The 10,518-nt window shown below is 69.5% G+C and carries 8 protein-coding genes; 6 read left to right on the top strand and 2 right to left on the bottom strand.

Going from position 1 to position 10,518, the window contains the following annotated elements:
* Positions 1–118: 118 nt before the first annotated feature.
* Positions 119–1,138: an SGNH/GDSL hydrolase family protein gene (locus ACRDPS_RS24905; protein WP_431504360.1), complete on the bottom strand. Its 1,020-nt coding sequence runs from the start codon at positions 1,136–1,138 to the stop codon at positions 119–121.
* Between the two features lie 87 nt (positions 1,139–1,225).
* On the opposite strand from ACRDPS_RS24905, the gene ACRDPS_RS24900 reads away from it, so the two are divergent.
* Positions 1,226–2,638 carry a cystathionine beta-synthase gene (locus ACRDPS_RS24900; RefSeq protein WP_431504359.1) on the top strand — a complete coding sequence of 471 codons (1,413 nt, stop codon included), beginning with the start codon at positions 1,226–1,228 and terminating at the stop codon, positions 2,636–2,638.
* A gap of 58 nt (positions 2,639–2,696) precedes the next feature.
* Positions 2,697–3,104 carry a hypothetical protein gene (locus tag ACRDPS_RS24895; protein ID WP_431504358.1) on the top strand — a complete coding sequence of 136 codons (408 nt, stop codon included), beginning with the start codon at positions 2,697–2,699 and terminating at the stop codon, positions 3,102–3,104.
* Here the strand turns inward: ACRDPS_RS24895 and ACRDPS_RS24890 are convergent.
* Positions 3,065–5,632, bottom strand: coding sequence for a LuxR C-terminal-related transcriptional regulator (locus tag ACRDPS_RS24890; protein ID WP_431504357.1), 2,568 nt, complete (start codon positions 5,630–5,632; stop codon positions 3,065–3,067). The two genes, ACRDPS_RS24895 and ACRDPS_RS24890, sit on opposite strands and share 40 nt — an antisense overlap.
* Positions 5,633–6,049: 417 nt before the next feature.
* On the opposite strand from ACRDPS_RS24890, the gene ACRDPS_RS24885 reads away from it, so the two are divergent.
* The 4 genes from ACRDPS_RS24885 to ACRDPS_RS24870 all read left to right on the top strand — a co-directional run.
* Positions 6,050–6,901 (top strand): aldo/keto reductase, encoded by an 852-nt coding sequence (locus ACRDPS_RS24885; protein WP_431504356.1) that lies wholly within the window; start codon positions 6,050–6,052, stop codon positions 6,899–6,901.
* Between the two features lie 178 nt (positions 6,902–7,079).
* Positions 7,080–8,549, top strand: coding sequence for a cytochrome ubiquinol oxidase subunit I (locus ACRDPS_RS24880; protein WP_431504361.1), 1,470 nt, complete (start codon positions 7,080–7,082; stop codon positions 8,547–8,549).
* Positions 8,550–8,559: 10 nt separating this feature from the next.
* Positions 8,560–9,561, top strand: coding sequence for a cytochrome d ubiquinol oxidase subunit II (gene cydB / locus ACRDPS_RS24875; RefSeq protein WP_431504355.1), 1,002 nt, complete (start codon positions 8,560–8,562; stop codon positions 9,559–9,561).
* Positions 9,562–9,571: 10 nt separating this feature from the next.
* Positions 9,572–10,518 (top strand): ABC transporter transmembrane domain-containing protein (locus ACRDPS_RS24870; RefSeq protein WP_431504354.1); only part of this gene is annotated, 947 nt, incomplete at its 3' end.

Below are 10,518 nucleotides of genomic sequence, written 5' to 3'. Positions count from 1 at the left end.
CCTTTGCAGGCCGAGGCGTCACCTTTGCAGACCGAGAAGTCACCCCGTGCCAACTCGGCCTGCAGAACTGACTTCTCGGCCTGCAGAAGTGACGCTTCGGCAGGTGGGGTGGCGGGTGCTAGCGAGCTTCCTGCCGCTCGGGGAGCGGGGGAGTATCGGCGGGGCGCTCGCCCCGGCGAGGCTCGCGCTGCTCGTTCTCGAAGGAACGGGCACGGGCCCAGTTGCGCCCGACACGGCCGCGAGGACGCGGGGCGGGGTCGATCTCGGTGCCTGGCCGGATGACGGCGCGGAGCGAGGCGGCTGCCAGCGGCATCACCTGCTTGCCGTTGTACGTCTCCAAGATGGCGTCCTCGTCGCCGACGAGGTCCAGCACCGAGAGCACGGGTGGGACCAGCACCTCGCCGAGGGCGTGGTAGCCCGCGGCCGAGGGGTGGAACTGATCGGCGCCGAACCAGTAGGCCGGGGTGGTCTTGAAGGCCGGGCCGAGGACGTCACCCAACGACACGGTGTGGCCGCCGGCTCGGATGACGTGAAAGATCTGCCCGGCGGCGATGCGGATCGACCAGGCCCGCATGACCTGGCGCAGCGGCGGCAGGATCGGGGTCGCGGTGCTGAGGTCCGGGACGGTGCCGACCAGCACCGTCACGCCCGCTTCCTGGAGCCGGGTGACGGCTTGGGCGAGATGGCTCACCGCGACCCGGGGGCGCACTCGGCGGATCACGTCGTTGGAGCCGACCAGGATGACCGCGAGGTCGGCGTCGGCGGCGATCGCCTTCTCGACCTGCGGGTGCAGGTCGGACGACTTCGCGCCGATCTCGGAGAGGTCGTGCAGGCGAACCGGCCGGTGCGCCTTCTCCGAGACCCCGGAGGCGAGCACGGCACCAGGGGTGTCTTCGACCTCGCTCATCCCGTAGCCGGCCGCGCTCGAGTCGCCGAGCAGCGCGATGTTGATCGGCCTGCCGGGATGACGCGGTCCGTACCACCCCGTCGGGGACGGCGCCACCGGCATCTTGACCTGATGGGTCGCCCTGACGGCGAGCGCGGCTTCGCCGACGAGCACGCCGGCGAACGCGGCCGTCGCGACCAGCACACCCCCGCCGGCGTACGCGCTCTTGCGAGCCAGACTCTTCTTCGCCACGGGGACCACTCTAAAGTCTTCGCCCTCATAGCGGGCACTCAGTATCGGGATATAGGGGATCTCAACTAGTGGACATACGCTGTGGTCATGGAGTACGTGGACTCGCTACTGGACCTCATCGGCAACACTCCGCTCGTGCGTCTGGAGCGGGCATTGGACGGTGCCGGGGCGTCAAAACCGGGTGCGGGACCGCTGGTTCTGGCCAAGGTCGAATACCTCAACCCGGGCGGTTCGGTGAAGGACCGCATCGCCACCCGGATGATCGAGGCGGCCGAGGCGTCCGGTGAGCTGAAGCCCGGCGGGACGATCGTGGAGCCCACCTCCGGCAACACCGGTGTCGGACTGGCGATGGTGGCCCAGCAGAAGGGCTACAAGTGCGTCTTCGTCTGCCCCGACAAGGTCAGCGAGGACAAGCGCAACGTGCTCAAGGCCTACGGCGCCGAGGTCGTCGTCGCCCCCACCGCCGTGCCTCCCGAGCACCCCGACTCCTACTACAACGTCTCCGACCGGCTCGCGAGTCAGCCCGGCGCCTGGAAGCCCAACCAGTACGCCAACCCCAACAACCCGCGCTCCCACTACGAGGAGACCGGGCCCGAGATCTGGCGCCAGACCGAGGGGAAGATCACCCACTTCGTGGCCGGTGTCGGCACCGGCGGCACGATCTCGGGGATCGGCCGCTACCTCAAGGAGCAGGCTGCGAAGACCGGCGGGAACGTCCAGATCGTCGGCGCCGACCCCGCCGGCAGCGTCTACTCCGGCGGCACCGGTCGGCCCTACCTGGTCGAGGGTGTCGGCGAGGACTTCTGGCCCGAGACGTACGACCGCGACGTCGCGGACCGGATCATCGAGGTCTCCGACGCCGACTCCTTCGCCTACACCCGCAGGCTCGCCCGCGAGGAGCAGATGCTCGTCGGCGGGAGCGCCGGCATGGCCGCGTACGCAGCCAAGCAGCTCGCCGAGGAGCTGGCCGGCACCCCGGAGGGCGAGAACGCCGTGATCGTCGTGCTGCTGCCCGACTCGGGGCGTGGCTACCTGACCAAGGTGTTCAACGACGAGTGGCTGGCGCAGTACGGCTTCGCGACCGGCGAGGCGGCCAAGCAGACCGTCGGCGACGTGCTGCGCGGCAAGTCCGGCCGGCTGCCCGACCTCGTCCACACCCACCCCGGCGAGACGATCGCGGAGGCGGTGCACATCCTGCAGGAGTACGGCGTCTCGCAGATGCCCGTCGTGCGCGCCGAGCCGCCGATCGTGGCCGCCGAGGTCGCCGGATCGGTCTCGGAGCGGACCCTGCTCGAGGCGCTGTTCACCGGGAAGGCGAAGCTCACCGACTCGGTCGAGGAGCACATGTCCCCGCCGCTGCCCTCCATCGGATCGGGCGCCGGAGCACAGGACGCGGCCCACACCCTCGGCTCCTCCGACGCACTTCTGGTGCACGAGGCCGGCAAGCCGGTCGGTGTCCTCACCCGGCAGGACCTGCTCTTCTTCCTGACCAGCGCCTGAGGTCGCCGATACCCTCCCCTCTAGCGGGGGAGGGTGGCGTACGCCATGATCCGTGGTCATGATCGCGTACCCCCACACCTGCCGAAGCGGAGCCCGAGGCAATTGGCAACGCCGATCGGCGATCGCCGCGGCCTGCCTGCTGACCTCGCTCTCGCTGACCGCGTGCGGAGGAGGGGACAGCGGCGGAGGCGGGGACCGCGGTGACGGTGGCGGCAGCGAGCGGCCGAGCCTCGAGGAGATCGAGACCCAGATCGCCCGGACCGGCGGCGACGAGGTCACCGAGGACCAGACCGCCTGCCTGGCGAAGACCTACTACGACTCCGACCTCTCCGATGAGGCGGTACGTCTCCTGGTCGAGGCCGAGGATGTCTCCCAGATCAGCCCTGATGACCTGTCGAAGGACGATCAGCTGGCCAGCAAGGAGCTCTACGAGCCGCTGGTGAAGTGCCTGACGCCTGCCGAGTAGTCACCGTTCGGCGCCGGCCGGAGCCAGGTGGTCGCCACCCGGGCGAGGTCTTCGCGGCCGGAGACCCCGGTCTTGCGGCTGATGTTGTGCAGGTGGGTCTCGACGGTGCGGGTGCTCATCTCCAGGTCGGCGGCCAGCGAGGCCGAGGTGCGGCCCTCCGGCAGCAGGCGGAGCACCTCGTCCTCGCGGGCGGAGAGCCCGATATGCGTCGCCGCACGGCGGAACATGCCCGCGCGGTTGCCGCAGATCTCGGACCGCTCCCAGGCGACGTCGAGCGTCTCGGCGGCGCCCTGGATGTCGCCGGCGTCGCGTTGGAGTATCGCCAGCGAGATGGCGGCCCTGGTCACGAAGACGATGGCGCCGGCGTCGGCGAGGGTCACGATCGCCTCACGGAGGCCGTCGACGTCGCCGGCGGCGGCCGTGGCTGCGTACGCTCCCATGCCCTGCAGGAGCGGGCTCTCGGAGTCCGCGCCGAGGGCGGCCGCTCGGGTGATGTGCTTGTTCTCGTTCACACCGCGTTCGACGGCCTCGATGGCGAGGAAGATCCCGCCGACCACGTACCCGGCGTCCAGCCGCTGGCCGACCAGCTCGCACAGCTCCTTGAGGCTGGGCATCCGGCCGTTGGAGGGCGCCATGATGCTGGCCACCATCCCGGGCCACGGACCGAGCGGGACCTTCGCGCCGCCGATCTGGGAGGCGAGGCTGCGGGCGTACTCGGGACGGCCCTGTGCCATCGCGATCTCCGCGCCGAGGGTCAGGATGCCGGTGTGGGCGAGGTCGCGGTGGGCGGCGACGCTCGAGGAGGAGAGGGTGCGGAACGCGACCTGGCTCGCCTCGCTCAGCCGGCCGGCGATGCTCAGCGCGAGCACGCTGAGGTAGGCGTGGACCAGGATGAGCTCGGCATCCGCATCCTGATGGGCGGCCTCGAGCTGCTCGTGGGCGAAGTCGATCCCGCGATCCAGGTCACCGCCGAGCACGTCGGCCAGGCCGGTGAGGAAGGCCTGCAGACCCGCAGCCTGCTCGAGCCGTGGGTGGTGGTCCTCCAGAAGGACGCGGGCCTGCTCGACGGATCCGGCGGAGAGGAGGCGTTCGACCGCGACGATCCCGAGGATCTCCGGCCCGACCTCGTCGCGCGGATCGGGCGTCACGGAGGGCACCTCGGGGACGAACTCGGTCTGGAACTGCAGGTGTGCCCGGGTGCCCTCGAGCGTGGCCACGAAGCTGGGCACCTGCTTCAGGCCCTTGTCGAGCACGTCCTTGGCCGCCTTCAGGTCACCCAGCTCGACTGCCTTCCAGCTGGCGAACCAGGCCAGCATCCAGGCCGATTCCGGGCTGTCTGTCAGCGGGGTGCGCCGCTCGACCTCGTCGATCTGGTCGCGAGGGGCGGCCGTGTTGCGGAGTGCGACGAGCAGCGGCAGCGCCGACTCGGCGGAGGGCGCCTCGGTCCAGGACCGGCGCGCGCGGGCGACCTCGTCGGCCATCTGACGCAGCGAGCGCTGGTGCAGCAGTGCGGCGTCGGCGCCCCGCGGCCGGTGGGTGGTGTAGTCGAGCAGCCGCTGCTCGGCGGCGAGATGGTTGCGTGCGATCACCAGGCCGAACGCCGATCCCTCGGTGATCAGATAGTCCCCGATCATCGGCGGATAGAGCCCCACGACGCCGCTGCCCGGGCCGTCCTCGCTGTGCCGGGCGAGCCCGTTGGCGAAGAGCGCGTCCAGCACCCTCCGCTCGACCAGCTTCTCGGCCTCGTCCAACGGCACCGGGCCGGTCACCGCGAGCGCGGTCGCGCCGTCCCAGGCACTCTGGTCGAGCCCGGCGACGAGCGGCTCCACGGCAGGCGCCAGCTCAGGGGCCCAGCCCGTACGCCGCGGGAGCCGCCACAGCCCGTCGAGCTGCTCCAGCACCCCAGCCCGCGGCCCGACGGTGGCGATGGCCCGGACGAGCCCGAGCAGTCCGCCGGTCGCCATGGTGATGCGGGCCAGGGACCCGGCTTCCACCGGGCTACCGAGGATCGCCCGGCACACCTCGTGCACCTCATCGACCTCGAGCGTGGGCGTACGCACCTGGACGGCCGGCGCGATGCCGAGCATCAGCGTGTTCTCGACGACCGGATGCTGATGGCGGCTGCTGGTCACCACCAGGAGGCGTCGCTGGCGGTGGACGTTGCGCAGCGCTCCGATCGAGTAGGTGTCGAGGGCGTCGGCGTCGTCGATCACCAGGACGGTCCCGCTGCTCAGCTGCTTGCTCAGCGCCGCGGTCATCTCGCCGATCGTGCGACGGGGGCCGGCGGGCGTGGCCGAGGTGCCGATCCCAGCGGCGGTCAGGGCCGCGAACGGCTCGTTCTGCCAGGCGGAGTGGCCGCTGAGCTGGAGCACCGGCGGTCCGTCGTCCTCGAGCCGCTCCGCGACGAGTGAGCACAGCTCGCTCCGCCCCGATCCGCGGGGCCCGACGACATGCACGCTCAGGCCGGTGGCGACGTAGTCGGCAACCTCGTCGACGACCCCTGAAAGGACACCCTCTCGATCCGACATGCTCGCCCCTCCCGCGCGATCAGGTCCAGCATCAAGTACTGCATCAACGTACAGCCAATGCTTACCGAATTTTCTGTGGAGACGCTGTATCGCCCGTGTATGGGGCCAACAGTTACGCAGGTTACCTGTTTACAGTACGTAAACAGTACGTCCGCGACCGCAGTGTCTCGCCTCGGATGATGAGATAGTGATCTCACCGGCTGAGGTTCGCCTCGGCTGGAATGTCTTGAGTGACACCTTGGTTCGCATCAGCTCCCCCATCTGTTGCAGCCTGGGTGGCACGAGGACTTGAACGGAGCCCGGCCGTCCCGGACTCGAGGTCGCGGTCATCCCCCCGCGGTCGTGACCTCGAGCCCAGGGCGGCCGGGTTTCTTTTTCGTTCGGCGTCTGCTGGCCCAGGTCCCTAGGATCTCGATCATGACCGTGGAGCCCCTGTGGAACACCGATCACCCGCCGCGCCAGGGACTCGGTCTGATGCGACTGCGCGACACCGGGGACGCCGACGCCGATCGCGACCCGGCGGCCGTCGTCCATGCCGCGCTCGACCTCGGCATCAATGTGCTCGATACGGCCGAGATGTACGGCAACGAGGAACTGGTCGGGCGGACCATCGCCGGCCGCCGCGACGAGGTGACGTTGTGCACCAAGTTCGGCGTGCGATGGGTCGGGTCCGAGGACTTTAGTGTGCACGCCGACGCGGCCAGTGTCGTCGCGTCCTGCGAGGGCAGCCTGCGGCGGCTCGGCGTCGACACGATCGACCTCTACTACCTGCATCATCGCAGCGAGGACACCCCGATCGAAGAGACCGTGACCGCGATGGCCGACCTGATCGATGCCGGGAAGATCCGGGCCATCGGGCTGTCGAACGTCACCGAGGAGGATGTCCGCCGCGCGCACGCCGTGCACCCGGTCTTCGCCGTCCAGGAGCAGTGGTCGCTGACCTCGCGTTCGGTGGAGCCGATGCTGCCGACGCTGGCCGAGCGCGATGTCGTCCTGGTCGCGCACTCACCAACCGGGCATGGCGTTCTGCATCGGTCGACCGGTACGTCGCTGGGCGCCGCGCTGGCCGATATCGCCGATGCGCACGGCGTCGCCGCGGGGACGGTGGCGCTGGCCTGGATCCACGAGCAGGGGCGCCGTCGCGGGCAGCGGATACTTCCGCTGCCGGGAACGACGAGCGTGAATCATCTGCGCGCCAACGTGTCCGCGGCTGATCTGCACCTGGACGACGCCCAGTTCGACAGGCTCACCTCGGCGGACCCGACCTAGGGTCTGGTGGCCCCGGTGTTCCCCACCGGAGTGGGGAAGATCGGTCGCCGGCTACGGCCTACGCTGGGCGGCCGGGCACTGGCGCCTGTGACAGCTCCGGGTGCGGTGGCTCACACGTGGCGTACCCCTTCAGAGGGGGTGGTGAGGCACGTGGGGCGACAGTGACATAGTGGCTGACGTGGACAGCGTCCTGGAGTTAGCCAGGTGGCAGTTCGGCATCGTGACCGTCTACCACTTCCTGTTCGTCCCGCTCACGGTGGGACTCACCATGCTCGTCGCCGTGCTGGAGACGATCTGGCTGCGTACGAAGAACCCCGAGTGGCTGCGGCTGACGAAGTTCTTCGCGAAGCTCTTCCTGATCAACTTCGCCCTCGGTGTGGTCACCGGGATCGTGCAGGAGTTCCAGTTCGGGATGACCTGGTCGGACTACTCCCGCTTCGTCGGCGACGTCTTCGGGGCGCCGCTGGCGATCGAGGCCTTGCTGGCCTTCTTCTTGGAGTCGACCTTCCTCGGACTCTGGATCTTCGGCTGGGACAAGCTGCCGCGGGCCCTGCACAACGCGTGCATGTGGATCGTGCATCTCGGCACCCTGGTGTCGTCGTGGTTCATCCTCGCGGCCAACTCCTGGATGCAGCACCCGGTCGGCTACCGGTTCAACGAGGTCACCGGTCGCGCCGAGCTCACCGACTTCTGGGCGGTGATGTTCAACAAGGTGCAGCTGGGTACGTTCCCGCACGTCATCCTCGCCGCCTACCTGACCTCGGCGGCCTTCATGCTTGGTGTCCTGGGCTGGCTCTACCTGCGGCGTCCGGGCAAGGACAACGCCGAGCGCCCGATGTATCGCCGCGGGATGGTGCTGGCGGCCTGGATCATGGTCCTCTCCGGTGTCGGTGTGGCGGTCTCGGGTGACGTACAGGGCAAGATCATGACCGAGGTGCAGCCGATGAAGATGGCTGCCGCGGAGGCACTGTGGGAGACCTCGGACTCGTGCGCGCCGTTCTCGGTGCTGACCATCGGCACGCGCGACGGGAAGCACGAGAAGTGGGCGCTCGAGGTGCCGTGTGTGCTCTCCTTCGTCGCCACCGGCACCTTCGACGGCAAGGTCGAGGGCATCTACGACCTGCAGGAGCAGTACCGCGAGACGTACGGGTCGACGCCGGGGGAGACCTACTACTCACCGGGCGACTACACCCCGAACATCCCGGTCACCTACTGGACCTTCCGTTGGATGATGGGCCTCGGCGTCGTCGGGGCGCTTGTCGGGCTGGCGGTGCTGTGGCTGACCCGTCGGGGACGTACGCCTTCGGGGTTGGTCGGGCGCTTCCTGCCGGCCCTGGCGATCTCGGCGCCGGTGATGGTGCTGCTGGGCAACTCGATGGGCTGGATCTTCACCGAGATGGGACGCCAGCCGTGGGTGGTCTTCGGCGTGCTGACGACCGCCCAGGGCGTCTCGCCGGGCGTCGCGCCGTGGGAGGTGTGGATGTCGCTGATCGGGTTCACGCTGCTCTACGCCGTGCTCGCGGTGGTCGAGGTCGGGCTGCTCATCAAGTACGTGAAGATGGGGCCCGATCCGTTCGTCGAGCCCCCTTCACCCACCTTGCGCGGCTCCGGCTCGGACGCCGACGAGCCGATGAACTTCGCGTACTGAGGAGCCTGCGATGGAACTCACGACTATCTGGTTCTGCCTCATCGCAGTGCTGTGGATCGGCTACTTCGTCCTGGAGGGCTTCGACTTCGGCGTCGGCATGCTGCTTCCCGTCCTGGCCCGCGACGACCGCGAGCGGCGCGTCATGATCAACACGATCGGCCCGGTCTGGGATGGCAACGAGGTCTGGGTGCTGACCGCGATCGGAGGCACCTTCGCTGCCTTCCCGGAGTGGTACGCCACGCTCATCTCCGGCTTCTACCTGCCGGTCTTCCTCATCCTGATCGCGCTGATCGTGCGCGGGGTCGCCTTCGAGTATCGCCACCAGCGACCCTCGGCCACCTGGTCCGGCTGGTGGGACCGCGCGGTGATCTTCGGGTCCTACGTCCCCGCGTTCCTGTGGGGCGTGGCCTTCGCCAACATCGTGCGCGGGGTCCCGATCGACGCCGACTTCGAGTTCACCGGAACGATCCTGACCCTGCTCAACCCCTTCGGGATCCTCGGCGGGTTCGTCACGCTCTCCTTGTTCGTGACCCACGGGGCGATGTTCATCGCGCTCAAGACCGACGGTGAGATCCGTGGCCGGGCTCGGGCGCTGGCGCTCCGGCTAGGTGCCGTTGCGGCGGTGCTCGCCGTCGTGTTCCTGGTCTGGACGCAGCTGCTGACCGGCAACGTCGGGACCGCCGTCCTCTTCGTGGCCGCGGCGCTGGCCCTCGTGGGCGGGCTCGGGGCTGCGTACGTCGGTCGTGAGGGGGTCGCCTTCACGGGCACCTTCTTGGCCATCGGCCTCACCGTGGCTGGGCTCTTCGTGGGCCTCTTCCCCGACGTGATGCCCTCGAGCACCGACGTCGCCAACTCGCTGACCACGACGAACGCGGCGGCGACGCCCTACACCCTGAAGCTGATGACGATCGTCGCGGCGGTGTTCACGCCGATCGTGGTGGGCTATCAGGCCTGGACGTACTGGATCTTCCGCAAGCGGATCTCGATCCACCACATCCCGGCTGCCCACTGAGCGAGGTCCGATGCGACCGAACGACCCCCGTCTCCGCTCCCAGCTGATGGTCGCCCGCCGGCCGCTGACCGTCGTGGTCGTGGCGGGGGTGCTCGGGGCGGTGCTGCTGATCGTCCAGACGTACGCCGTCACCGGGCTGCTCATCGCAGCGATCCGGGACACGGGGCCGGTGGGTGGCTGGGCGCTGGCGGTTGTCGGCGTCTTCGTCGGCCGTGCGGTGATCGGCGTGGTCTCCGACGTCGCCGGGGCGCGGGCGGCGGGGGTCGTGGGGGCGGACCTGCGGCGCCGGGTGGTCGGGGCGATCCTGCGTGGCCGGACCGGAAGCTCGGGGTCGTTGTCGGCGTTGGCCACCCGCGGGGTCTCGGCCGCCGAGCCGTACCTGACGCGGTATGTGCCTGCGCTGGTGCTGGCCTGCGTGCTTCCGGTGATGGTGCTCGCGGTGATCGCCTGGACCGACCCGCTCAGCGGACTGATCGTGCTGCTCACGCTGCCGCTGATCCCGATCTTCGGCGTGCTGGTCGGCCTGGCCACCCGCGACCAGGCGGCGAGCCAGTGGCGGGCGATGGCCGCGCTCGCCGGCCACTTCCTCGACGTGATGAGGGGCCTGCCGACCCTGGTCGCCTTCGGCCGCGCCTCGGCCCAGTCCGGCGTCATCGCCGCGATCACCGACCGCTATCGCCGCCGCACCCTAGACACCCTCAAGATCGCCTTCGCCTCCGCCGCCGTGCTCGAGCTCGTCGCCACCATCTCGGTCGCCCTCGTGGCGGTCATCATCGGAGTCCGCCTGGCTGCCGGCTCGGTCGACCTGCAGACGGCTCTCGTGGTCCTGCTCCTCGCCCCCGAGGCCTACTGGCCCCTTCGCCGCGTCGGCACCGAGTTCCACGCCGCCGCGGAAGGCTCGGCAACCCTTGAGGCTTCCGCCGACCTCACCTCCAGCCGAGAAGTCACTTCTGCAGG

Source organism: Nocardioides sp. (assembly GCF_050699375.1).
Lineage (GTDB): Bacteria > Actinomycetota > Actinomycetes > Propionibacteriales > Nocardioidaceae > Nocardioides.
Note: the sequence above shows the minus strand (reverse complement) of the source record. Positions and strands in the feature narration are given on the sequence as shown.

Coding starts and splice junctions, on each gene's coding strand:
- ACRDPS_RS24890 (WP_431504357.1), bottom strand. CDS start 5,632: ATGTCGGATCGAGAGGGTGTCCTTTCAGGGGTCGTCGACGAGGTTGCC.
- cydB (WP_431504355.1), top strand. CDS start 8,560: ATGGAACTCACGACTATCTGGTTCTGCCTCATCGCAGTGCTGTGGATC.
- ACRDPS_RS24885 (WP_431504356.1), top strand. CDS start 6,050: ATGACCGTGGAGCCCCTGTGGAACACCGATCACCCGCCGCGCCAGGGA.
- ACRDPS_RS24900 (WP_431504359.1), top strand. CDS start 1,226: ATGGAGTACGTGGACTCGCTACTGGACCTCATCGGCAACACTCCGCTC.
- ACRDPS_RS24895 (WP_431504358.1), top strand. CDS start 2,697: ATGATCGCGTACCCCCACACCTGCCGAAGCGGAGCCCGAGGCAATTGG.